The sequence below is a fragment of the Luteibacter sp. 1214 genome, assembly GCF_031455395.1.
Classification (GTDB): domain Bacteria; phylum Pseudomonadota; class Gammaproteobacteria; order Xanthomonadales; family Rhodanobacteraceae; genus Luteibacter; species Luteibacter mycovicinus.
The window spans coordinates 46,858-69,544 of the sequence record NZ_JAVDSQ010000002.1 but is presented as its reverse complement, the minus strand read 5'-3'; the positions used below and the strand labels follow the sequence as shown (position 1 = coordinate 69,544).

The window sequence follows — 22,687 nt, the reverse complement described above, 5'->3', positions numbered from 1 at the left end:
TCATGTTCGGCTTCGGAAACAAGCAGGCCAAACGCCGCCAGGGTCCCCGCGGGAGCTTCGATCTCCCGTTGCTCCTGGCTGCGCTCGCGCTCGCGACGCTGGGCGTGATCATGGTCACGTCCAGTTCGATCGCCGTGGCCGATGGCTCGCATCAGGGCGCCTTCTACTATCTCAAGCGCCATCTCGTGTTTCTCGTGCTCGGTGGCTGCCTGGCCGCCGCCGCGATGCGCACGGAACTGAAGACGCTGGAGAAGCACAGCTTCCTGCTGCTGCTGGTCGGCATCATCATGCTGCTGATGGTGTTCCTGCCGGTCTTCGGCATGCGCATCAACGGCGCACGTCGCTGGGTCAACCTGCTGGTCACCAGCTTCCAGCCGGTCGAGGCGGTGAAGCTGATCCTCGTCGGCTACCTGTCGAGCTACCTGGTCCGTCACCGCGAAGGCGTCGAGTACGACCTGTTCGGCGTGGTCAAGCCGGTCGCCGTGGCCGGTCTCATCGTGCTGTTGCTGCTGGCACAGCCCGACTTCGGTTCGGCGGCTCTGGTGGTCGCGACCACGGTCGGCATGGTCTGGCTGGCGGGTGCGCGCATGCGCAACCTTCTCGTGCTGGCGACGCCCCTGGTTCCCGCCCTGATTTACGCGGCGACCGCCGAGGATTACCGCATCAAGCGCCTCACCTCGTTCCTCGATCCGTGGAAGGATCCGTTCAACGACGGCTTCCAGCTGACCCAGGCGCTGATCGCCGTGGGTCGCGGTGAGTGGACGGGTGTGGGTCTGGGTTCCAGCGTGCAGAAACTGTTCTACCTGCCCGAAGCGCATACGGACTTCATCCTTGCCGTGCTCGCCGAGGAGCTCGGCCTGGCGGGCATCGTCACGGTCATCTTCCTTTACATCGTGCTGGTCGGCCGGGGTCTCTACATGGGACTGAAGGGCGTCGAGCTCGGTCAGCGCTTCTCCGGTTACGTCGCCTACGGCATCTCGCTGATGCTCGGCTTCCAGGCGATGGTCTCCATCGGCGTGAATCTCGGCGTGCTGCCGACCAAGGGCCTGACCCTGCCGCTGATCAGCTCGGGCGGTTCGTCCGTGCTGATGACCTGCGCGATGGTCGGTGTGCTGCTGCGCGCCACGTTCGAAATCAACCGCGCCGAAGACGCGCGACAGACCGCCGTGCGCCTGCCGGCCAATGCCGTGCCGGATTCGGCGGCCTATGGCGGTGCCGCATGAGCCGCCCCGTGCTGATCATGGCCGGCGGTACCGGCGGCCACATCTTCCCCGGCCTTGCCGTGGCCGACGAACTGCGCTCGCGCGGCGTCCCCGTCGCGTGGCTCGGTGCCGAAGGCGGCATGGAGACCCGCGTGGTTCCCGCGCATGGCCTCGACCTGCACACGGTGGCCGTTGGTGGCCTGCGCGGCAAAGGCATGAAGACGCGCGTGATGGCGCCGGTGATGCTGGCGCGTGCGCTGCTTGCCTCGCTCAGACTGCTGCGCCGCCTGCGTCCGGCCTGTGTGCTTTCGATGGGTGGCTACGTGGCGGGCCCCGCCGGCGTGGCGGCGCGTATCGCGGGCATTCCGCTGGTCGTGCACGAACAGAACGCGGTCGCCGGCTTCACCAACCGCAAGCTCGCCGGCTTCGCGAAAAAGGTGCTCACCGGCTTTCCGAACGTGCTGCCGAACGGCGAGTGGGTCGGCAATCCGGTACGTGCGCGCATCGCCGCGCTGCCGCTGCCGGCGCAGCGCATGGACGGTCGTGCCGGTCGCCCCCGCCTGCTCGTTCTCGGCGGCAGCCTCGGGGCACGCACCCTGAATCTGGCCGTGCCGAAGGCGCTGGCGTTCATGCGTGCTGACGCGCATCTCTCGGCCTGCGAGCCTGAAGTCGTCCACCAGACCGGCGAGCGCGGCCTCGAAGAAGCGCGCACGGCCTATGTCGACGCCGGCATCGCGGCCAACGTCGTCCCCTTTATCGAAGACATGGCCGGTGCGTACGAGTGGGCGGACGTGGTGGTGTGCCGCGCCGGCGCGCTGACCGTGGCCGAACTCTGCGCCGCGGGCCTCGAAGCGCTGCTCGTGCCGTTCCCGCATGCGGTGGACGACCACCAGACGGTGAACGCGCGCGCGATGGTCGACGCCGGTGGCGCTCACCTCATCGCCGACAAGGCGCTGAACCAGGCCGGCTCTCCCGAAGCGCTGGCCCGTCTGCTCTACGACATGCTGCTGGACCGCCAGCAGATCCTTTCCGCGGCCAATGCGTCCCGTACGCTGGCCAAGCCCGACGCCGCATCCACGATTGCCCGTCATTGCATGGAGGTTTCCGCATGACGCCCGGTCGTTTGCGCGCCCACGACGATTTCATGACCTCGTTCCGCCGTGTCCACTTCATCGGCGTGGGCGGCGTCGGCATGAGCGGTATCGCCGAAGTACTGGCCAACCTCGGCTACAGCGTGTCCGGCTCCGACCGCGCGCACTCGACGACCACGGAGCGTCTGGCCAAGCTCGGCGTCGAAGTGCACGTCGGTCACGAGGCGTCGAACATCGACGGCGCGGACGTGATCGTCACGTCCAGCGCGATCCGTCAGGACAATCCCGAGCTGGTCGCCGCACGGGCCGCACGCATTCCCGTGGTGCCGCGTGCCGAGATGCTCGGCGAGCTGATGCGTTTCCGTCGCGGCATCGCGATCGCGGGAACGCACGGTAAGACGACCACCACCAGCCTCGTCGCGAGCGTGCTGGCGGAAGCCGACTACGACCCGACCTTCGTGATCGGCGGCCAGCTCAACGCCGCCGGTGCGAATGCCCGTCTGGGCACGGGCCAGTACCTGGTCGCCGAGGCCGACGAGTCGGACGGTTCCTTCCTGATGCTGTCGCCGGTCATCGCCGTCGTCACCAATATCGACGCCGATCACCTCGAGAACTACCAGGGCGACTTCGCGCTGGTGAAGAAGGCCTTCAGCGACTTCCTGCATAGGCTGCCGTTCTACGGCATGGCGGTGCTCTGCATCGACGACGAAGAGACGGCGAAGCTCGCGGAAGACACCTCGCGCCGCCTGCTCACTTACGGCATCGACAATGCCGCCGCGGACGTGACGGCCACCAACGTCCGCCAGCTCGGCTTCGAAATGCATTTCGACCTGCATCTGCCGGGCAGGGTCGACGCGCTGCCGGTGACGCTGAATCTGCCAGGCCGACACAACGTGCAGAACGCGCTCGCCGCGGCGGCCGTGGGCTGGCAGCTGGGCGTCGAAGCGGAGGCCATCGCGCGTGCGCTGGCACGTTTCGAAGGCGTGGGTCGTCGTTTTCATCGTCGCGGTGAGATCGCACTCGACAGCGGCAGCGCGCTGCTCGTCGACGACTACGGTCATCACCCGCGCGAACTGGCCGCCGTCTTCGCCGCCGCGCGCGGCGGCTGGTCGGACCGCCGTCTGGTCGTGGCCTTCCAGCCGCACCGCTACAGCCGTACGCGCGACCTGCTCGACGACTTCGCCAAGGTCCTGGCCGAGGTCGATGTGCTGGTGCTGACCGAGGTCTATCCCGCAGGCGAATCGCCGATCGCGGGCGCTGACGGCAAGGCGCTCGCGCGCGCTATTCGTGCCCGCGGCAAGACCGACCCGGTGCTGGTCGACCATCCGCGCGACCTTCGCGCCACGCTGTCCGCGCTGGCGCGCGACGGCGACCTGATCATGCTGCTGGGCGCCGGCGATATCGGCGCGGCGGCCATCGAGCTGGCCAGCGCCGGCGACCTGAGGACAAGCAAGTGATGAGCACGACCCGTTTCCCCCGCATCGTCACCGACGCCGCCGATTTCGGCCGCGTGGCCGTCGTGCTGGGTGGTAACTCCGCCGAGCGCGAGGTGTCGCTCGACTCCGGTCGCGGCGTGCTCGAGGCGCTGCGGTCGCTGGGCGTCGACGCGCATCCGATCGACGGCATCCCGGCCTTGCTCGACGCGGTGCGTGCGGGTCACTTCGCACGCGTGTTCAACATCCTGCACGGCGCGGGCGGTGAGAACGGGGAGTTGCAGGGCGCGCTGCAGTCGCTCGGCGTGCCGTATACCGGCTCCGGCGTGCTCGGTTCGGCGCTGTCGCTGGACAAGGTCCGCGCCAAGCAGGTGTGGATCGCACTCGGCCTGCCGACCCCGAAGTTCAAGGCGCTGCCGCGCGGTGCGGACGTGCACGCCGCCGCTCGTGACGTCGGCTTTCCGCTGATCGTGAAGCCGGCATGGGAAGGGTCCAGCGTCGGCGTGACGCGTGTGTTCGATGAAGCCGGTCTCGATGCCGCCGTCGAACTGGCGCGCCGCTATCCCGGCGACATGCTGATGGAAACCCTGATCGAGGGCGATGCGAGCGAGGGCGGCGAATACACCGTCGGCATCCTGGGTCGCGAAGTGCTGCCCACCATCAAGATCGTGCCCAAGGGCGAGTACTACGATTACAACGCCAAGTACGTGGCGGAAGACACCCAGTACATCGTGCCTGGCCTGTCGGGCGAAGCGGAGGACACCATGCGCGCGCTCGCGCTGCAGGCCTTCGACGCGCTCGACTGCTTCGGCTGGGGCCGCGTCGACGTCATGCGCGATCGCCATGGCAAGAACTGGCTGCTCGAAGTGAACACCGCGCCCGGCATGACCTCGCATTCGCTGGTCCCCAAGGCTGCGGCCGTCGCGGGCCTCGACTATGCGAGCCTGTGCTGGCGCGTGCTGGAAACCTCGATGGAACGGGAGGCCGCCCGCGCATGAAGGGTTCCGCCGCCACGCGTCTGGTCGCCTGGGGAATCGCCATCACACTGGTGGTGTTGCCCGTGGTCGGCGTGATGCAGGGCTGGTTCGCCGTCGGCCGCTGGCCGGTGACGCAGCTCAAGGTCGAAGCGGAGTTCGCGCACGTCAGCGCCGAACAGATCCGCAGCGCCGTGCTGCCGAGCCTCGGCAAGGGCTTCTTCGCGACGGATCTGGAAACCGTGCGTCATTCGATCGGTGCGCTGCCGTGGGTCGAGTCGGTGGAAGTGCGCAAGCGCTGGCCCGACACGCTGCTGGTACGCATCTACGAGCGCCAGCCGTTCGCGCGCTGGAACGAGGACCGTCTGATCAGCCGCCAGGGGCTCGTCTTCGACGCGCCGGGCGCCGATCAGATGGGCGACCTGCCGCGGCTGCGTGGGCCGGACTCGCGTCTGGCCGAGGTGGTGAGCTTCTACGCACAGGCACAGAAATCGTTCGAAGGCAGGACAGGCCTGTCGATCGTCGGCGTCAGCCTCAGCGAGCGCGGCAGCTGGAGCGTCACGACCGAGAGCGGCGCCGAAATCGTCATCGGCGATCGCGAGCAGGCCGATCGCCGTCTGGCCCGCTTCCTCGATGTCTACCCACAACTCGTCGCCGGTCGGCACAGCGGTTTCGCCTACGCCGACCTTCGTTACACCAACGGATTCGCCATCCGGTGGCCGCAACCGGAAACCACGGCCACACCCAAGGTCGGAAGCTGAGCAGGATCATGAGAAACAAGAACGACAAACAGCTCGTCGTCGGCCTCGACATCGGAACGTCGAAGGTCGTCGCCATCGTCGGCGAATACGAGCCGGGTGAAGCCATCGAAATCATCGGTATCGGCACGCATGTCTCGCGCGGCATGAAGCGTGGCTCGGTGGTCGACATCGAATCGACGGTCCACTCGATCCAGCGCGCGGTCGAAGAGGCCGAGCTGATGGCCGGCTGCGATATCCGTTCGGTGTACGCCTCGATCTCCGGCAGCCATCTGGAAACGCGTAACTCGCACGGCACCGCGGCCATCCGCGACCGCGAGGTGATGTCGGCCGATCTGGAGCAGGTACTCGAAGCGGCCAGCGCCGTGGCGATCCCGGCCGATCGCAAGGTGCTCTACAAGGAGTCGCAGGAATACCGTATCGACGGTCAGGACGGCATCCGTCATCCGGTCGGCATGAGCGGCGTGCGTCTGGAAGCCAGCGTGCATCTGGTCACGGGCGCGGCGAGCGCGGTGCAGAACATCTCCAAGTGCATTCAGCGCTGCGGTCTGTCGGTCGATGAACTCGTGCCCGCCGCTGTCGCCAGCGCTAAGGCCGTGTTGACCGAAGACGAGCTCGAGCTCGGCGTGTGCCTCGTCGATATCGGTGCCGGTACGACGGATATCGCCATCTATACGCAGGGCGCGATTCGCTACACCAAGTCGCTGCCCGTCGGTGGCGATCAGGTGACGAACGACATCGCGTATGGCGTGCACACACCGACCGCTCACGCGGAAGAGATCAAAATCAAATACGCGTGTGCGCTCGCCCAGCTTGCCCATGCGGAAGAAACGATCCAGGTGCCGAGCGTGGGCGATCGGCCGCCGCGTCGTCTCGCGCGTCAGGCGCTCGCGCAGTCGGTGCAGGCCCGCTACGAGGAAATCTTCGAGATGGTGCAGGACGAACTGCGGCGCTCGGGTTACGAGAGCCTCGTCGCCGCCGGCATCGTACTGACCGGAGGCGCCTCGCGTATGGAAGGCGCGCTCGAACTGGCGGAGGAAATCTTCCACAAGATGGTTCGCATCGGCGTGCCCCAGCACGTGTCGGGCCTGGGCGATGTCGTCTCCAGCGAGTTGCATTCGACCGGCGTGGGCCTGCTTCTGCACGGCTCGCGGTCGACCGGCGGCGCGCGCCACACGAGTTCCGCCGCCGGCAATGTCGGCAGCATGGTCGAGAAGTTCCGTAGCTGGTTCACCAAGAATTTCTAAGCAGTAGTCACCGGATTGTCGGTGCCCGATGGAAGGGGGGCGCCGGGGCACAAGGGATGGCCCGCAACCCATGGCCGACAGGAGTCGGACAAGGGACATAAACCAAAAAAACTAAAAGTTCTGCGGAGGACGGGAAATGTTTGAACTCATCGAAAAGCTGGCACCGAATGCGGTCATCAAGGTCATTGGCGTGGGTGGCGGCGGCGGCAACGCCGTGGCGCACATGGTCAATTCCAATATCGAAGGCGTCGAGTTCGTCGTCGCCAATACCGACGCCCAGGCGATGAAGAGCTGCGCCTCGCGCACGCATCTTCAGCTGGGCGGCAATGTCACCAAGGGTCTCGGCGCCGGCGCCAACCCGGAAGTCGGCCGCCAGGCCGCGCTGGAAGACCGCGAGCGCATCGAGGAAATGCTCGAAGGCGCGGACATGGTCTTCATCACCGCCGGCATGGGCGGTGGTACCGGTACGGGTGCGGCTCCGGTCGTGGCGCAGCTGGCGAAAGAGAAGGGCATCCTGACCGTCGCGGTCGTGACCAAGCCGTTCCCGTTCGAGGGTCGTCGCCGCATGCAGGTCGCCCTGAAGGGTATCGAAGACCTGTCGCAGCATGTCGACTCGCTGATCACCGTTCCCAACGAGAAGCTTCTCTCGGTGCTCGGTCGTGAGGTCACGCTCCTCAACGCGTTCAAGGCGGCCAACGACGTGCTGCAGGGCGCGGTCCAGGGCATCGCCGACCTGATCACGGCCCCCGGCCTTATCAACGTCGACTTTGCCGACGTCCGCACCGTCATGAGCGAAATGGGTATGGCGATGATGGGCTCGGGCACCGCCCGCGGCGACGATCGCGCACAGGCCGCGGCGGAAGCCGCGATCAACAATCCGCTGCTGGAAGATGTGAATCTGGCCGGCGCCTGCGGCATCCTGGTCAACGTCACGGCGGGTCCCAACCTGACCATGCGCGAGTTCGACGAGATCGGCCGCGTCATTCACGACTTCGCCTCGGAAGATGCGACCGTCGTGATCGGCACCTCGCTGGACCCGGAAATGCAGGACGACGTCCGCGTGACGGTTGTTGCCACCGGCCTCAACCGTGGCGGTGCCGCGGCCTCGTCCAAGCAGCCGGCTCGCCAGCCGGTGCAGCAGCAGGTCGAGATGCGTCAGCGTCCCCGCCCGGTCGTCCTGCGCACGGGCACCGGCAACGAGGTGGTCGATTACGCGCAGGCCGACTCCGTTCCGTCGGTCCGGTCGGAACCGGCCCCGTCGAAGAACGCCGAGCCGGCGATCGATTACCTCGATATCCCGGCGTTCCTGCGTCGTCAGGCTGACTGAGCGGTACTTGCAGATCCAGGCACGTTAAGGAAAACGTGAGGACGGCCCGACACGACGTCGGACCGCCCGACGCTCCGCCGCCATCCCGTCCGGGTGGCGGAGCGTCGCCGCTTCGCCTCAGGAAAACCTGCAAGTGATATCAGTTACTTGCAAGTGATTGAACGGACGAACGTTTCAGTCGCAGGCCAGATGAGAATGGATCGCAGCTGATGCTGAAGGAACGGTGAAGCAACACTGGACTGTACCGTCCGGTTTGTTTATTCCGAGGTTAAGACTGTGTTAGCATGATCGCTACTTTAGGCTGCTGCCAACAAGGTTCGACCCAACATGATCAAGCAGCGCACGCTCAAGAACATCATTCGCGCCACCGGCGTCGGCCTCCATACCGGCGACAAGGTGTACATGACGCTTCGTCCGGCCGCGCCGAACACGGGTATCGTGTTCCGCCGCACTGACCTCAATCCCCCGGTCGAGCTCAAGTCCCGCCCGGAGAATGTCGGTGATACGCGTCTCTCGACGACCCTGATCCAGGGCGACGTCCGCGTGTCCACGGTGGAGCATCTGCTCTCGGCCATGGCCGGCCTCGGCATCGATAACGCGTACGTCGACCTTTCGGCGCCGGAAGTGCCGATCATGGACGGCAGCGCGGGTCCGTTCGTTTTCCTCATCCAGTCCGCTGGCATCGAGGAGCAGGACGCGGCCAAGCGTTTCATCCGCATCAAGAAGCCGGTGATCGTGAAAGACGGCGACAAGTGGGCCAGGCTGGAGCCGTTCGACGGCTTCAAGGTTGGCTTCTCCGTCGAGTTCGATCACCCGCTGTTCAACAAGCGCAATTCGCAGGCCGAGATGGATTTTTCGACGACGTCGTTCGTCAAGGAAGTCAGCCGCGCCCGCACCTTCGGCTTCATGCGTGACATCGAAATGCTCCGCGAGCGTAACCTCACGCTCGGCGGCTCGATGGACAACGCCGTCGTGCTCGACGACTACCGCGTGCTGAACGAAGACGGCCTCCGTTACGACAACGAGTTCGTCAAGCACAAGATCCTCGACGCCATCGGCGACATCTACATGCTGGGCCACAGCCTGATCGGCGCTTACTCCGCGCACAAGTCGGGTCACGAGCTCAACAACAAGCTTCTCCGCAGTCTGATGGCCGACGCCGCGGCGTGGGAAGAAGTCAGCTTCAAGGATCCGGCCAAGGCGCCGATCTCCTACGCCCATCCCGCCCAGGCGGTGTAAGGCGACGCCTCACCGGGGCGTAGCGAAACGAGAGAAGCCGCGAGCGATCGCGGCTTTTTTTATGGGCGCGTGAGATTGACGTTTTACGGCTCGGCTTGCGCCGTCGCGTTTGGCTTTGTCGCGGCGTGTTGTGTCGCGTTGGAGAGCCGGCGGGGGTGACCCTCGAGGCCACGCCTGCGGCGACCCCTCAGGGAAAGGCCGCTACCGCGGCCGTGTATCAATGGCCTTCGGCCGGGTCGGGCTCCGCCTGGGGGTTTTCGAGTCGGCTGTCCCTGCCTCCCCGAAAACGGCCGGTCATCCCTGACCGGCCCCCTGCGGGCCTTGTCCAGTCGAAGCCCTCGCCTGCGGCTACCGGCCTCGAGGGTCACCCCCGCCGTCTCTTGCGTGCACTGAGGTGGTTGGTGGCCGAGCGGGTTTCGGCTTCACCGCTCCGTCGGCAATTGCCAGCAGGCTGGCCCGCATCAAAGCCACCGCCGCCAGCATGGCCCCTGCACGCTGCACGCCTCATACCGCACGCCGCATGCTCTGCCTGCCTGCCTGCCTGCCTGCCTGCCTGCCTGCCTGCCTGCCCGCACGCCCGCACTCGCCGCGCCGGGTAGGAGCGAACCCCGTTCGCGAACCCTCAGCCTTGTTAAGGCGAACGAGGCCATACACCTCAGGCAAGCCAGCGTTCCCATCCAACGAAGCGCACCGCCGCTCGACCCCACGCTGCCTCAGTCCCCCAAAGAGCCGGCGGGTGCCACCCTCGCGTCCGGTAGCCGCAGGCGAGGGCTCCGACTGGAAGAGGCCCGCAGGGGGCCGGCCATGGATGGCCGGTCGTTTTCGGGGAGGCAGGGACAGCCGACTCGAAAACCCCCAGTCGGAGCCCGACCCGGCCGAAGGCCATTGAAATACGGCCGCGTTAGCGGCCTTTCCCTGAGGGGGCGCCGCAGGCGTGGACGCGAGGGTGGCACCCGCCGGCTCTTCCCGACCACACCGCACGCCGCGACAAAGCCAACGCGACGGCGAAGCCGAGCCCTTCAAAGCCAAGCCCAAAGGCGGCGAAACCACGAAAAACCCCCGCGTGACCGCCCCCTCACCCCGTGAACTTTATGTGCAATTTAGGTGTTCGCCGGGTAGAGGCGTGCTATAAAGTTCGCCACCTCGCTGGATGCGGTGGTGCTTACGGACCCGCATCCCGGGTCGTAAGTGACGGATTAATCTTCGTTTTCGGCCTGGAGTGCCAGATACAGAAAAAGATCCCGCAGCGTGGGATCCGAGAGTGATGCCGCGGCGGACCGTAGATGGCGGGCTGCTTCGGTGGAAAGCGGTTTATGCCGGTCGGGGATGACTTCCACGGGCGGCAGCGGGGCCACTTTCACGGCAACCGAGTGGGCCTTCGCGCCGATGGCGCGGGCGGCTTCGAGGATCTGCGTCTGGTACAGGCGCACTCGCGAAGCCCAGGCCGACGAGGGCGCAAGGAAGACGAGCCGGCCATCGCGCAGGTCCGCAAAACGGATCTGGTCACGCATCGGTGCAGGCAGTGTCGCGCGCAACTGACGGTCCAGCTGGTCGAGTTCGCGCGCCCGGGAGGCGAGCGAGACGACAGGTCCCACTTCCACGATGGACTTGAGTCCGCGCGTGGCATGACGGGACGGTTTGGGCGGCGGTGGCATGGACCGGCTTAACTATTCGATGTGGAACGTATGCAGATCATACTCGTGTCACGTGGCCAGAAAGGGCCGAAAACGCTCGACCTCTCCTGCAGGCGCCTGCGCTGCAAAATGGCCGCGATGGTGCTCGCTGGCATCGTCGGCATCGCCGGTGTCGGCGCCGGCATCGCGCTTACCGTCGCCAGCCCTCGGGATCGCGCCATGGGCGACATCCATGGCTTGCAGCGCGAGGTGGGCGACCAGAACGCACAGGTCGCTCAGATCAAGCGTGACGCCCAGCGGGACCTCGACGCACTCGCCGTCAAGCTCGGGCAGCTCCAGGCACAATCGGTCCGGTTGAACGCCTTGGGCGAGCGGCTGACCCAGGTCGGCAAGCTGGACGACGGCGAGTTCAATTTCGACGAGGAGCCCGGCCAGGGCGGTCCTGAAGCGACCACCGGCGCCGAACCGGATGCCTACACCTTGCCGGAGTCCCTGAACAAGAGCATCGACCAGCTCTCCGGGCAGTTCGACACCCAGCAGGCGCAGCTCGAAGCCCTGCGCGACATGCTGATGGATCGCAGTATCGAGTCCAGCCTGCGGCCCACGGGTATGCCGGTGAACGGGTACATCTCGTCGTATTTTGGCGGCCGCCCGGACCCGTTCAGTGGTCACAGCGCCCGGCATACCGGGATCGATATCGCCACGCCTACGGGTACGCCCGTGACGGCGGTCGCGGAGGGGATGGTCACCTTCGCGGGTCAGCGGAGCGGCTATGGCGACGTCATCGAAATCGACCATGGCAATGGGTACATGACCCGTTATGCGCACAACAGCGCCCTGGTCGCCAGGCCGGGACAGCGGGTCCGCGTCGGCGATGTGATCGCGAAGGCCGGCTCCACGGGCCGTTCGACGGGATCCCACGTCCATTTCGAGGTCTGGTACCACGATAAGGTCGTGAATCCGCTGGCTTTCGTCCGCAGCCACCGCTGACAGCCTTGAATCCGGCACGGCTCGCCGCCACCCCGAGGAAAGCCGGGGGCGGGCGTAGTATGATCGTCCCTTCGTGCCGGTCGGCTTTGCGCCGTCCGGCAGCCTTTTTTCGTTTCAGATCCGGATGATCGATGTTCAATCGTGCCCTGACGAGTATTTTCGGCAGCCGTAACGAGCGTGTGCTGCGCGACCTGTCCAAGACGGTCAAGCGCATCAACGCCCTGGAGCCCGAATTCGAAAAACTTTCCGACGATGAGCTGCGCGGGAAGACCGAGGAGTTCCGCGGCAGGATCACTGCCGGCGAGACCCTCGACAAGCTGTTGCCAGAGGCGTTCGCGGTCACCCGTGAGGCGGCCAGGCGCGTGCTCGGCATGCGCCACTACGACGTCCAGATGATCGGCGGCATGGTGCTGCATTCCGGCCGGATCGCCGAGATGCGCACGGGTGAGGGCAAGACCCTCGTCGGTACGCTGCCGGTATACCTGAACGCCCTGGAGGGTAAGGGCGTCCATGTCGTCACGGTCAACGACTACCTGGCGCGTCGTGACTCGGCGCAGATGGGCAAGCTCTACAACTTCCTCGGCCTCTCGGTCGGCGTGGTGTATCCGGGTATGGACCACGCGGACAAGCGTGCGGCCTATCAGTCCGATATCACCTACGGCACCAACAACGAATTCGGCTTCGACTACCTGCGCGACAACATGGCGCTCAGCAAGGAACAGCGCAACCAGCGCGGCCTGCACTACGCCATCGTCGACGAAGTCGACTCGATCCTGATCGACGAAGCCCGTACCCCGCTGATCATCTCCGGCCCGGCCGAAGACTCCCCGCAGCTCTACATCGCGGTGAACAAGATCGTGCCGCGCCTCAACCGTCAGGAAAAAGAAGACGGCGCCGGCGATTACATGGTCGACGAAAAACAGAAGCAGGTGCACATGTCCGAAGAGGGCATGGAGCACGCGGAGCAGCTGTTGCGCGAGGCGGGTGTCATCGAGGCCGACAGTGGCCTCTACGACTCCAAGAACCTGGCGGTGGTGCATCACCTCAATGCCGCGCTGCGTGCCAACGGCATCTATCAGCGTGACGTCGATTACATCGTGCGCGACGGCGAAGTCATCATCGTCGACGAATTCACCGGCCGTACGCTGGCGGGTCGTCGCTGGTCCGACGGCCTGCACCAGGCGGTCGAAGCGAAGGAAGGCGTGCCCATTCAGCGCGAGAACCAGACGCTGGCGACGGTGACGTTCCAGAACCTGTTCCGCATGTACAAGAAGCTGGCCGGCATGACCGGTACGGCGGACACGGAAGCCTACGAATTCCAGACCGTCTACGGCCTGGAAGTCGTCGTGATTCCGACGCACAAGCCGATGGTCCGTGTGGACAATCCGGATTCCGTGTTCCTCGGTCCGGATGCGAAGTACAAGGCGGTCATCGCGGACATCAAGGCCTGCCACGAGCGCGGTCAGCCCGTCCTCGTCGGCACGGCGTCCATCGACGTGTCCGAGCTGGTCTCGGGCCTGCTCAAGCAGGAGCGCATCCCGCACGAGGTCCTCAACGCCAAGCAGCATGAGCGCGAAGCGCACATCGTCGCGCAGGCCGGTGCGCCGGGTTCGGTCACCATCGCCACCAACATGGCGGGTCGCGGTACCGATATCGTGCTCGGTGGCAGCCTCGAAGCCGCGCTGGCCACGTTGCCGGAGGATGCGTCCGACGTCGAGAAGCAGAAGGTCCGGGCGGACTGGAAGAAGCGCCACGAGGAAGTGCTCGCCTCGGGCGGTCTGCACATCATCGGCACCGAGCGTCACGAGTCGCGTCGTATCGACAACCAGTTGCGCGGCCGTTCGGGCCGTCAGGGCGATCCCGGTTCCTCGCGCTTCTACCTGTCGCTTCAGGACAACCTGATGCGCATCTTCGGCGGCGAGCGTATCGGTCGCTGGATGCAGATGTTCGGCATGAAGGAAGACGAGGCCCTCGAGGACCGTCTGATCACGCGGCAGATCGAAAAGGTCCAGCGCAAGGTCGAGCAGCACAACTTCGATATCCGCAAGAACCTCCTCGATTTCGACGATGTCGCCAACGACCAGCGCAAGGTGATCTACGCGCAGCGTGACGAGCTCCTCGAGATCGACGACATTTCCGACATGATCGGTGACATCCGCCAGGACGTCGTCGTCGCGCTCGTGCGTCGGTTCGTGCCTGCCGACAGCATCGACGACCAGTGGGACCTCGCCGGCCTGGATCGCGAGCTCGCCAGTGAACTCAACCTCCGGCTCGACCTCCCACAGTGGGTCGAAGCTCAGAAGGAAGTCGACGCTGAAGGCATCCTCGACCATGTGCGCGAAGCGGTCGACGCGCTGTTCGTCGAGAAGGAAGCGCAGATCGGTGCCGAAACGATGCGCTCGCTCGAGAAGCACGTGATGCTCTCGGTCGTGGACAATGCCTGGAAGGAACATCTCGCCAGCATGGATTACCTGCGTCAGGGCATCTATCTGCGTGGTTACGCGCAGAAGCAGCCGAAGCAGGAATTTAAGCGCGAGTCGTTCGAGCTGTTCTCAGAGATGCTCGACCGGATCAAGGGCGAAGTGGTGCAGATGCTTGCGCGTATCCGCATCCGCAGCGAGGACGAAGTCCTGGCGATGGAAGCCGAGCAGCAGCGTGCCGCTGAAGCCCAGCGTCTGCAGTACCAGCACGCCGATGCACAGGCGGCGGGCCTTCCCGCCGGCAGCGACGTCGGCGCCGAGCCGGTCGTTCAGTCCGTCGTCAACGATGGTCCGAAGGTCGGTCGTAACGATCCTTGCCCCTGTGGTTCGGGCAAGAAGTACAAGCACTGTCACGGCCAGCTGACCTGACCCATGAAAAACCCCGCCAATCGGCGGGGTTTTTTGTCGGGCAAAATGTAGGAGCGCGCCCTGCGCGCGAAAAGCCTACGAAGCACTAAATCCGCACCCGCTCAATCTCCGCCACCCTTAGGCTTATGCCGGTGCGGCTCGGCATTCACCGTGATGTATTCCGGCTCTTCCGTGTCCAGCCGCAGCGCGGTCAGCTGGCCGCCCCAGACGCATCCGGTATCGATGGCGTAAACGCCCAGACCGGCGAAGCGACCCAGAGCCGACCAGTGACCGCAGACGATCTTCGTCTCGCGGCGACGCATGCCCGGTACTTCGAACCACGGATACATGCCGGGCTTCTGCGTGCCCGGCGTGCCCTTGCCCTCGAAGTCGATGCGTCCGTTGACATCGCAATAGCGCATGCGGGTCAGCGTATTGATCGTGGCGCGGTGGCGCTCCACACCTTGCAGGCGGTTGTTCCAGCCCGGAGGGCGGTTGCCGAACAGGTTTTTCAGCAGGCGTTGGTGGCGTGGGCCACCCAGTTCGCGCTCGACGTCGAGCGCGGCGCGCTGTGCCTGTCGCAGCGTCCACATCGGCGCCATACCGGCGTGGATCATCGTCCAGCCTAGTGTTTCGTCGTGGTGCAGCAGCTTCTGCATGCGCAGCCACTCGAGCAGCACTGGCGCATCCTCGGCGAAGAGCACCTCGCGCAACTCGGGATTGACCCGTTGCTGCGCGTCCTCGCGTCGCTGGCCGATGGCCAGCAGCGAGAGGTCGTGGTTGCCCAGCGTGATGATGGTGCTGTCGCGCAGCGAGTGAATCAGTCGCAGCGTGGCCAGCGACTCACCGCCGCGATTGACGAGGTCGCCACAGAACCACAGTTTGTCGTTCGACGGGTCGAAACGGATCTTCTCCAGCATTCGCTGAAGTTCGGGGTAGCAACCCTGGACGTCGCCGATCGCGTAGACGGCCATCAGTCCAGTCGCTCCATCGCGCCGTTGCCGGCATGCACGCTTTCCATGGTTCGATCCTAGTGGAGCGTGCGCGGGATCGAAAGCACGAAGGGTGCGATAGGCGCATCGAATTGCGTGCCGTCATCCGCGACCATGCGATAGCTGCCTTCCATCGTGCCGACCGATGTCTCCAGTACGGCGCCCGAGGTGTACTCGAACGACTCGCCCGGACGCATCCACGGTTGCTCACCGACGACGCCGTCGCCGCGCACTTCCTCGACCTTGCCATTCGCATCGGTGATCACCCAGTGACGAGTGAGCAACTGCGCACCGGAATCGCCCGCATTGCGGAGCGTGATCGTGTACGCGAAGACGTAGCGATTGTCCTTCGGCTGCGACTGGTCGGGAACGAAGCGGGTTTCGACCTCCACGTCGATCGTGTAGGGGTGTTTAGAGTTCATGGAGGGATTGTCGAGCACGCGGAGGGGGTGGGCAAGTATGCCCTGAACGCGGTTAGTCCGCGTTTGCGAGCTTCACGAAGTCTCCGGGCGCCAGCGTCTCGGCGCGCGCCTGCGGGTCGATCCCGAGTTCACGCATCGTTGACGCATCCACCAGCCCCTTGAGCGTGTTCGACAACGTCTTGCGGCGCATGGCGAAGGCCGCCTTCACCACGGCGTGAATTCTGGCCGGATCGCCCTCGGGCAACTGCTCGGGAGGTAGCGGCACGAGGCGAACGACAGCCGAATCGACCTTCGGTGGCGGGCGGAACGCGCCCGGTGGAACGGTGAACAGCGGCGTCACCTTGCAAGCCAGCTGCAGCATGACGCTGAGCCGCCCGTACACCTTGCTGCCGGGCTCGGCGGCCATGCGGTCGACAACTTCCTTCTGCAGCATGAAGTGCATGTCCTGGATCGCGGACGCATGCTCGACGCAGTGAAAGAGGATCGGGCTGGAAATGTAGTAAGGCAGATTACCGGCGATGCGCAGCCGCTCGGCGCCCAGTTCGGCGGCAAGCGTGGTGAAATCCACCTTCAGCACGTCGGAATGCACGATGCGCAACTCGCCGATGGCGTCGGCCCGCGCCTGCAAGCCGGGAATGAGATCGGTGTCGAGCTCGATGGCCGTCATTCGCCTGGCCACGGCGAGCAGCGGCAAGGTCATCGCACCTTCGCCCGGGCCGATCTCGACGACGGTATCGCCGTCCTTCGGCGCGATGGAAGAGACGATCCGGTCGATGTAGCGCTTGTCGTGCAGGAAGTGCTGTCCGAAGCTCTTTTTGGGGCGTGCGTTCATGGTGTGACCCGGTGGCGGGCGAGATCGATGGCGAGACGGGTCGCGGCGAACAGGCTTGCGGGATCCGCGCGGCCGGTGCCGGCGAGATCCAGCGCGGTGCCGTGGTCGACCGAGGTGCGGATGTAGGGCAGGCCGAGCGTGACGTTCACCGTGCGATCGAACGCTTCGCTCTTGAGCACCGGCAATGCCTGATCGTGATACATCGCCAGTACGGCATCGTAGCGGTGGCGCATGGCTGGCACGAACGCGGTGTCCGCCGGCAGGGGGCCCAGGAGCTCCATGCCTTCGTCGCGCAGGCGATCGAGCAGGGGAATGATCGTGTCCAGCTCCTCGCGCCCCATGTGACCGCCTTCGCCCGCGTGCGGATTGAGGCCCAGCACGGCGATGCGGGGTCGGGCGATCCCGAAATCCCGCAGTAGCGAACGTGCGACGATGCGCAGCGTGCGCTCCAGGAGCTCGGGCGTGACAGCGGAAGGCACGGCGGAGAGGGGGAGATGGGTCGTGGCCAGAGTGACGCGAAGCTCGGGGCTTGCAAGCATCATGACCACATCGGCAGCCGCACGTTCGGCGAAGAACTCGGTGTGGCCGCTGAAAGGCACGCCGCCTTCGTTGATGCTGGATTTCTGCACCGGACCGGTCACCACGGCGTCGAATTCGCCGCTGACGCAGCCATCGGCCGCGAGGGCGAGCATGTCGAGAACATGCCGCGCGTTGCGTGGATCGGGGTGGCCCCAGGCTTCCGGCGCGCCCAGCGGGACGTGACGCACCCGGATGCTGCCCGGTGTCCGGGTGGCGATGCGGTGGCGATCATCGTCGATGATCTGGAGGGCGACGCCCGTCGCCGCGGCGGCGCGAGCGAGGAGGGCGCGATCGGTGATCGCGACCAGGTCCGCCGGAAAGTCGCTGGCCGCCAGGCGGGCGACCAGTTCCGGTCCCACCCCGGCAGGCTCACCGGCGGTCACGGCGAGCCTTGGCAGGGTGGTCGCGGTCATGACGGGCTTACGGCGTGGAGGCCGACGCCTGCTTGTCGTCCGGGTCCTTCAGTTCGGGGACGCGGATGTCGACGAACGACGTGGAGCGCAGCTCGCGCAGGTAGTTCTCGTAGGCCTCGTCGGCCTTGCGGTTGCCGATGGCCTGGCGGGCCTGATCACGCTGCAGCTGATCGGTGAGATCGCTCTGGCGGGTGCCCAGGCGCTGCAGGACGATCCAGCCTGCATCGGTCTGGATGGGGTGCGAGACCTCGTTGTCCTTCAGCTGTTCGATCTGGGTGGCGATGGCCTGACCCCAGGCGTCCTTGGCGAACCAGCCCATGTCGCCACCGTTGTTCGCCGTGGTGTTGTCCTTGGACTCATCCTTGGCGAGCTTGGAGAAGTCTTCTTTCTTGTCGACGATGCGGGTGTAGAGGTCCTGCGCCTTTTTCTCCGCCTGCTCCGGGGTCACGATTTCGGAGGGCTTGATGAGGATCTGGCGGGCGTGGTACTCGGTGACGATCTGTCGGCCCGGGGCGCGCGTGTCGACCAGCTTCAGGATGTGGAAGCCGGTGGGGCCGCGAAGTGCGCCGGTGGTCTCACCCGGCTTGAGGCCGCCGACCGCATCGGCGAAAGCCGGCGGCACTTCGTCGAGCCGGCGCCAGCCGAGGTCGCCGCCGTCGAGTGCATCGGGGGCGTCGGAGAAGCGGATGGCGGCGGCGTTGAAGTCCATGCCGCCCTTGATCGCCTTCATGGCCTCGTCGGCCTTCGCCTGCGCCGCGGCGATATCGCTGGCGCCGCCGTTGGCCGGCGTGCTGATCGCGATGTGGGCGAGGTGGACTTCACCCGCCTTGTAGCTCGGGCTCGCCAGGAGGTTGTTGACCTCGGCGTCGGTCACCGTGACCTGGTCGCGAACGACGCTTTCGTGGAGCTTCTGGGCGATGATCTGGTCGGACAGCTGCTGGCGGAACGCCGCATAGCTGTAGCCGTCCTGCTCCACCGCGCCACGCAGCTGGTCGAGGCTCATCTTGTTCTGCTGGGCGACGTTGCCGGCGGCCTGATCGATGTCCTGGTCGGACACATGGATGTTCTGGTCGTTGGCGCGCTGGACCTGGAGCTTCATCAGCACCAGGCGGTCGAGCACCTGGCGGGCGAGGACGTCCTTCGGCGGCAACTGGCCCGGATTCGACGCGTACTGGCGGACGATGGCGTTGATCGCCTCGTCCAGCTCGCTCTGCAGGATGACGTCTTCCTCCACGACCGCGACGATGCGGTCGAGGGAACCGTTGCCGGCGGTCGCGCCCGCGACGGTCGGCTGGGCCGACGGCATCAACTGGGCATGGGCCGAGGGCATCGCCGCCAGAAGGGAGGCAGCGAGCAGGGAGTACGAAAGGATCTGCTTCATCGAATAGGGAGCCCGGGGCGCTTGCCCCACTTATTGATAGCCAAGGATAGCACGGCGCAGGTAGGCGCCCGATTGCGGGTTGAGCGAGCCCAAGCCCTTGAATTCCACCTCAAACATGACCGCGTTGTCCGTCTCACGGAGGTAGTCGTGTACGTAGTGGCGGCCGAGCACGCGGAAGGCGACGCAGCAGCTGTCGTACTCGACGCCCACCGCGGCTTCGAGGGTGCGGTGGGAATACGTGAACGTGGTGAAGCTTGCACCGTTATCCAGCGTGACCGGCAGGACGTCGCGGCGGGCGAAGACCCAGCGGGCCAGGGCCCGCCAACGTTCGGACACAGGAAAGACCGCGGATGTGTCGAATTGTTCCATCACGCCACGGCGGTAGCGGTACGAGAAGTTGACGATGCCGTCGCCGGCGATGCGGCGCTGGATACCGATGGTGGCGAGGTCGGTGTTACGCCCCGAATCGTAGATGGCGCCCTGGTCGTTAAGGTAGGTGCTCGGCTGCTTGTTCGGGTTCCACTGGTACGAGCTGTTCAGGCGCCACTTGTCGTTGAACTGGATCGCGAGCTGGGCGACGTAATCCGAACGACTGAAGTCGGTCGGAGCGACGTTCGGCATCTGCACTTTCTGACCATTGAAGTACTTGATCTGGCCGAGACTGGCCGACAGGCGCTCGACGCCTGTCTCGTCGAGAAGGCGCGTCGTGAGCGCCGCGGTCAGATTGTTCGCATCCATCTGGCGGTCGGCGCCGGAAAACCGGTTCGTGGTGAACAGCTGCCAGAAGTCGAACGACATGGCGTTCGTATCGAAGGTCGGCAGGTTGTTCTGGTTCCGGTACGGCACGTACAGATAGTAAAGGCGCGGCTCGAGCGTCTGGGTGTAGCTGCTGCCGAACAGATTCGTCTGGCGGTCGAAGATCAGGCCGGCGTCGACGCTGGAGATCGGTACCGAGCGGGACGGGTCCTGTTTGGCGTAGTGGTAGTACGAGTAGTCCGAATCCAGCCGGTAATCGGTATAGCGGTATTCCACGCGGGGGCGGACGAACCAGGATGCGCCCGAGAAATCGGCCGCCAGGTAAGGTGCGAGATCCAGGCGATTGCCGTCGACCTGACCGAGCTGAGCGGCATTGTTCGGGTCGAAGGGCGAGCGGTCGGGCTTCCGGAACGCCACCGCTTCCGTGTCGACGCCCGCGTCGAGCCAGTTGTTGATCGGCGCCTGCATGTTGAACGTCGCGCGCGGCCAGCGGCGATAGGGCACCACGTAGTTGGGCAGCCCGGCGTCCACGTTCTGGTAGTCGTCCGCGCCAATGGACGCGCTCCAGTATTTGCCGCCCTTGGATACATAGGCGCTCGAACTCAGGATGCCGACCGCGGACTGGTACAGGTCGTTGCTGAAATCGCGGAAATACTGGTTGTCCGACGCACGGTTGATGTTGACGCCGAGATTGAACCCGTCGCCCAGATTGGTCGAGTTCACGATCTTGACGAGGTAGCGCTGCTTCGAACCGTCGCGGTCGCTGGTGCCGCTCTCGTCCTGATCCGGACCCTTGTCGTGGGCCATGTACTGGATGTCGAACGTGCCATTCGAGCGCGGGAGCAGATAGCGGAACTCGGTGCCCAGCATGAAGCCGCGGTCGCTGTAGTAGCCCGGCGTGATCGTCGCATCGTAGTTCGGTGCGATGTTCCAGTAGTAGGGCGTGTTCAGGAACAGGCCCGAGCGGCTCGACGAGCCGAACGTCGGGTAAAGGAAGCCGCTCTTGCGGCGGTCGTCCAGCGGGAAGGTGAAGTACGGCAGGTACATGAACGGCACGTTCTTGAAGCGCATGGTCGCGCTGCGTGCCTCGCCGACGCCGGTTTCCTTGTTGAGATTGATCGTCTTGGCGCGGAACTCCCACATGCGGGCGCCCACGTCGCAGGTGGAATAGGACGCCATGTGGAAGCGGCCGTGCTGCGGGTCGAGAATCTTTGCGTGATCGGCCACGCCGTTGCCGCGCGACTGCAGCAGCTGGTAACGGACGTTGTACGCGTCGCCGTCGTTCGGCGTGGTGGTGCCCGTCATGCGGTCGGCGGAGACCAGCATGCCGGCCTCCTGGTACTTCACGTTGCCCTTGGCATCGTAGGCCGTCGAGTCGGCGTTGTACGTGACGTCGTTGGCGCGCAGCACCTGATCGGCGCGCTCGAGGCGCACGCCGCCGGTCATGTGGTACTGGTCCGGTTCCGGGCTCTCGACCTTGACGCCGCTGGTGTTGCCGTCGTCGATGCCCGAATGGACGTCGGTCACGGCGGTGTCGCGCAGCGAGCTGTCCTTCGTTATGCCGGGCTCGTAGAAATCGAGCATCGCGTTCGGCCGGCACAGCGCGTAGCTGATGGGACGCGGCGGGCAGATAAAGGAACCGAGCGGACAGGTTTCCGCCGGGACGGGCGCCGCGGTAGCGGCCGTGGTGACCGGCGCGACGACGGCCCGGGTTTCACCCTGGACCGGCGCACTCTGCGCCTGCGCTTGCCAGGCGGGGGCCGAGACGATCAGGGCGACAGCGGTCGCCAGCAGGCGGCGTTTAGGCAGGATGCTCATGCGTGACGTCACGGGCTCGGTCTTATCCGGTTTGCGAAAGGCCGCCAACTTAGCAGAATCCCCAACCCCGCGGCACGATGGCACGTCACCCATGAGCATGAACCCCTCGGGAGGCGCGACGTGGATCGCCGCACCGGCACCGCGAGCTTACACCGCAGACTCAGCCGCGCGGGCGGCGTTCGTGCTGCCAGAGTACCTCGCCGTGCCCGCTGCGCCTCGCCAGGACACGTGCCAGCACGAAGAGCAGGTCGGACAGGCGGTTCAGGTAGCGCTGTGCCTCGGGACGGATGGCTTCTTCGCGGGCGAGGGCGACCACCTCGCGCTCGGCACGTCGGCAGACGGTCCGGGCCACGTGGCAGGTCGCCGCCGCCATCCCTCCGCCGGGCAGGATGAAGTCCTTCAGCGCCGGCAGATCGGCGTTGAAGCCGTCCAGCACGGCCTCGAGCCGGTCGATGTCCGTGGCCTGGATCATGGCCATACCGGGAATGCACAGCTCACCGCCCAGATCGAAGAGCTCGTGCTGGATCTGGATCAGCGCCTCGCGAACGTCATCATCGACGCCCTCGGATGCCAGCGTGACGCCCAGTGCGCTGTTGAGTTCGTCCACGGTGCCGTAGGCGGCTACCCGCAGTGAGTCCTTGCCGGTACGGCTGCCATCGCCGAGGCCGGTGCTGCCGTCGTCGCCGGTGCGGGTGTAGATCTTGGAAAGTCGATTGCCCATCCGGGCATTCTAGCGAGGGCCGTCGTCACTGTGGCAGGCGGCCGCAACGG

18 protein-coding genes are annotated in these 22,687 nt (G+C 65.6%); 10 read left to right on the top strand and 8 right to left on the bottom strand.

Annotated features, from left to right (window positions below):
• Positions 1 to 2 precede the first annotated feature (2 nt).
• The 8 genes from ftsW to lpxC all read left to right on the top strand — a co-directional run bounded on the left by ftsW (position 3) and on the right by lpxC (position 9,271).
• Positions 3 to 1,223 (top strand): putative lipid II flippase FtsW, encoded by a 1,221-nt coding sequence (gene ftsW / locus J2X57_RS04935; protein WP_036110462.1) that lies wholly within the window; start codon positions 3 to 5, stop codon positions 1,221 to 1,223.
• On the top strand, positions 1,220 to 2,314 hold the full coding sequence (gene murG / locus J2X57_RS04930; protein ID WP_309864531.1) for an undecaprenyldiphospho-muramoylpentapeptide beta-N-acetylglucosaminyltransferase: 1,095 nt from the start codon (positions 1,220 to 1,222) through the stop codon (positions 2,312 to 2,314). Before ftsW ends, murG begins: the two co-directional genes overlap by 4 nt.
• Positions 2,311 to 3,750, top strand: a complete 1,440-nt coding sequence (murC, locus tag J2X57_RS04925; RefSeq protein ID WP_309864528.1) for a UDP-N-acetylmuramate--L-alanine ligase — start codon at positions 2,311 to 2,313, stop codon at positions 3,748 to 3,750. Before murG ends, murC begins: the two co-directional genes overlap by 4 nt.
• On the top strand, positions 3,750 to 4,724 hold the full coding sequence (locus J2X57_RS04920) for a D-alanine--D-alanine ligase (protein ID WP_309864525.1): 975 nt from the start codon (positions 3,750 to 3,752) through the stop codon (positions 4,722 to 4,724). The genes murC and J2X57_RS04920 overlap by 1 nt, the downstream gene beginning before the upstream one ends.
• A complete protein-coding gene (locus J2X57_RS04915; RefSeq protein ID WP_036110469.1) occupies positions 4,721 to 5,461 on the top strand; it encodes a cell division protein FtsQ/DivIB in 741 nt (246 codons plus the stop codon). The genes J2X57_RS04920 and J2X57_RS04915 overlap by 4 nt, the downstream gene beginning before the upstream one ends.
• Before the next feature lie 8 nt (positions 5,462 to 5,469).
• Positions 5,470 to 6,705 carry a cell division protein FtsA gene (gene ftsA / locus J2X57_RS04910; protein WP_036110472.1) on the top strand — a complete coding sequence of 412 codons (1,236 nt, stop codon included), beginning with the start codon at positions 5,470 to 5,472 and terminating at the stop codon, positions 6,703 to 6,705.
• Positions 6,706 to 6,841: 136 nt separating this feature from the next.
• Positions 6,842 to 8,032, top strand: coding sequence for a cell division protein FtsZ (gene ftsZ, locus J2X57_RS04905; RefSeq protein ID WP_036110474.1), 1,191 nt, complete (start codon positions 6,842 to 6,844; stop codon positions 8,030 to 8,032).
• 327 nt (positions 8,033 to 8,359) lie between these two features.
• Complete coding sequence (gene lpxC / locus J2X57_RS04900) at positions 8,360 to 9,271, top strand: UDP-3-O-acyl-N-acetylglucosamine deacetylase (RefSeq protein WP_036110475.1); 912 nt, start codon at positions 8,360 to 8,362, stop codon at positions 9,269 to 9,271.
• Positions 9,272 to 10,467: 1,196 nt separating this feature from the next.
• Here lpxC and J2X57_RS04895 read toward each other — a convergent pair.
• Positions 10,468 to 10,926 carry a DciA family protein gene (locus tag J2X57_RS04895; RefSeq protein ID WP_052191381.1) on the bottom strand — a complete coding sequence of 153 codons (459 nt, stop codon included), beginning with the start codon at positions 10,924 to 10,926 and terminating at the stop codon, positions 10,468 to 10,470.
• Between the two features lie 30 nt (positions 10,927 to 10,956).
• Between J2X57_RS04895 and J2X57_RS04890 the strand changes: the two genes are divergently transcribed.
• Positions 10,957 to 11,895 carry a M23 family metallopeptidase gene (locus J2X57_RS04890; protein ID WP_309864517.1) on the top strand — a complete coding sequence of 313 codons (939 nt, stop codon included), beginning with the start codon at positions 10,957 to 10,959 and terminating at the stop codon, positions 11,893 to 11,895.
• Between the two features lie 131 nt (positions 11,896 to 12,026).
• The gene (secA, locus tag J2X57_RS04885) at positions 12,027 to 14,744 is read left to right on the top strand and encodes a preprotein translocase subunit SecA (protein ID WP_309864515.1); all 2,718 of its coding nucleotides are present in this window, start codon (positions 12,027 to 12,029) and stop codon (positions 14,742 to 14,744) included.
• A 101-nt stretch (positions 14,745 to 14,845) separates the two neighbouring features.
• Here the strand turns inward: secA and J2X57_RS04880 are convergent, their stop codons facing one another.
• The 7 genes from J2X57_RS04880 to J2X57_RS04850 all read right to left on the bottom strand — a co-directional run bounded on the left by J2X57_RS04880 (position 14,846) and on the right by J2X57_RS04850 (position 22,637).
• Positions 14,846 to 15,697 carry a symmetrical bis(5'-nucleosyl)-tetraphosphatase gene (locus tag J2X57_RS04880; protein ID WP_036110488.1) on the bottom strand — a complete coding sequence of 284 codons (852 nt, stop codon included), beginning with the start codon at positions 15,695 to 15,697 and terminating at the stop codon, positions 14,846 to 14,848.
• A 56-nt stretch (positions 15,698 to 15,753) separates the two neighbouring features.
• Positions 15,754 to 16,137 (bottom strand): Co2+/Mg2+ efflux protein ApaG, encoded by a 384-nt coding sequence (gene apaG, locus J2X57_RS04875; protein WP_036110491.1) that lies wholly within the window; start codon positions 16,135 to 16,137, stop codon positions 15,754 to 15,756.
• Positions 16,138 to 16,189: 52 nt separating this feature from the next.
• Positions 16,190 to 16,969: a 16S rRNA (adenine(1518)-N(6)/adenine(1519)-N(6))-dimethyltransferase RsmA gene (gene rsmA, locus J2X57_RS04870; protein WP_309864509.1), complete on the bottom strand. Its 780-nt coding sequence runs from the start codon at positions 16,967 to 16,969 to the stop codon at positions 16,190 to 16,192.
• The gene (pdxA, locus tag J2X57_RS04865) at positions 16,966 to 17,961 is read right to left on the bottom strand and encodes a 4-hydroxythreonine-4-phosphate dehydrogenase PdxA (RefSeq protein ID WP_309864506.1); all 996 of its coding nucleotides are present in this window, start codon (positions 17,959 to 17,961) and stop codon (positions 16,966 to 16,968) included. The genes rsmA and pdxA overlap by 4 nt, the downstream gene beginning before the upstream one ends.
• Positions 17,962 to 17,968: 7 nt before the next feature.
• A complete protein-coding gene (locus J2X57_RS04860; protein ID WP_036110498.1) occupies positions 17,969 to 19,342 on the bottom strand; it encodes a peptidylprolyl isomerase in 1,374 nt (457 codons plus the stop codon).
• A 30-nt stretch (positions 19,343 to 19,372) separates the two neighbouring features.
• A complete protein-coding gene (gene lptD / locus J2X57_RS04855; protein ID WP_081907364.1) occupies positions 19,373 to 21,916 on the bottom strand; it encodes an LPS assembly protein LptD in 2,544 nt (847 codons plus the stop codon).
• Positions 21,917 to 22,076: 160 nt separating this feature from the next.
• Positions 22,077 to 22,637 carry a cob(I)yrinic acid a,c-diamide adenosyltransferase gene (locus tag J2X57_RS04850; protein WP_043695756.1) on the bottom strand — a complete coding sequence of 187 codons (561 nt, stop codon included), beginning with the start codon at positions 22,635 to 22,637 and terminating at the stop codon, positions 22,077 to 22,079.
• Between the last annotated feature and the right edge of the window lie 50 nt (positions 22,638 to 22,687).

Excerpts from the sequence above, each read along its gene's own strand:
- ftsW (WP_036110462.1), top strand. The coding sequence starts at position 3 with ATGTTCGGCTTCGGAAACAAGCAGGCCAAACGCCGCCAGGGTCCCCGC.
- murG (WP_309864531.1), top strand. The coding sequence starts at position 1,220 with ATGAGCCGCCCCGTGCTGATCATGGCCGGCGGTACCGGCGGCCACATC.
- murC (WP_309864528.1), top strand. The coding sequence starts at position 2,311 with ATGACGCCCGGTCGTTTGCGCGCCCACGACGATTTCATGACCTCGTTC.
- J2X57_RS04920 (WP_309864525.1), top strand. The coding sequence starts at position 3,750 with ATGAGCACGACCCGTTTCCCCCGCATCGTCACCGACGCCGCCGATTTC.
- J2X57_RS04915 (WP_036110469.1), top strand. The coding sequence starts at position 4,721 with ATGAAGGGTTCCGCCGCCACGCGTCTGGTCGCCTGGGGAATCGCCATC.
- ftsA (WP_036110472.1), top strand. The coding sequence starts at position 5,470 with ATGAGAAACAAGAACGACAAACAGCTCGTCGTCGGCCTCGACATCGGA.
- ftsZ (WP_036110474.1), top strand. The coding sequence starts at position 6,842 with ATGTTTGAACTCATCGAAAAGCTGGCACCGAATGCGGTCATCAAGGTC.
- lpxC (WP_036110475.1), top strand. The coding sequence starts at position 8,360 with ATGATCAAGCAGCGCACGCTCAAGAACATCATTCGCGCCACCGGCGTC.
- J2X57_RS04895 (WP_052191381.1), bottom strand. The coding sequence starts at position 10,926 with ATGCCACCGCCGCCCAAACCGTCCCGTCATGCCACGCGCGGACTCAAG.
- J2X57_RS04890 (WP_309864517.1), top strand. The coding sequence starts at position 10,957 with ATGCAGATCATACTCGTGTCACGTGGCCAGAAAGGGCCGAAAACGCTC.
- secA (WP_309864515.1), top strand. The coding sequence starts at position 12,027 with ATGTTCAATCGTGCCCTGACGAGTATTTTCGGCAGCCGTAACGAGCGT.
- J2X57_RS04880 (WP_036110488.1), bottom strand. The coding sequence starts at position 15,697 with ATGGCCGTCTACGCGATCGGCGACGTCCAGGGTTGCTACCCCGAACTT.
- apaG (WP_036110491.1), bottom strand. The coding sequence starts at position 16,137 with ATGAACTCTAAACACCCCTACACGATCGACGTGGAGGTCGAAACCCGC.
- rsmA (WP_309864509.1), bottom strand. The coding sequence starts at position 16,969 with ATGAACGCACGCCCCAAAAAGAGCTTCGGACAGCACTTCCTGCACGAC.
- pdxA (WP_309864506.1), bottom strand. The coding sequence starts at position 17,961 with ATGACCGCGACCACCCTGCCAAGGCTCGCCGTGACCGCCGGTGAGCCT.
- J2X57_RS04860 (WP_036110498.1), bottom strand. The coding sequence starts at position 19,342 with ATGAAGCAGATCCTTTCGTACTCCCTGCTCGCTGCCTCCCTTCTGGCG.
- lptD (WP_081907364.1), bottom strand. The coding sequence starts at position 21,916 with ATGAGCATCCTGCCTAAACGCCGCCTGCTGGCGACCGCTGTCGCCCTG.
- J2X57_RS04850 (WP_043695756.1), bottom strand. The coding sequence starts at position 22,637 with ATGGGCAATCGACTTTCCAAGATCTACACCCGCACCGGCGACGACGGC.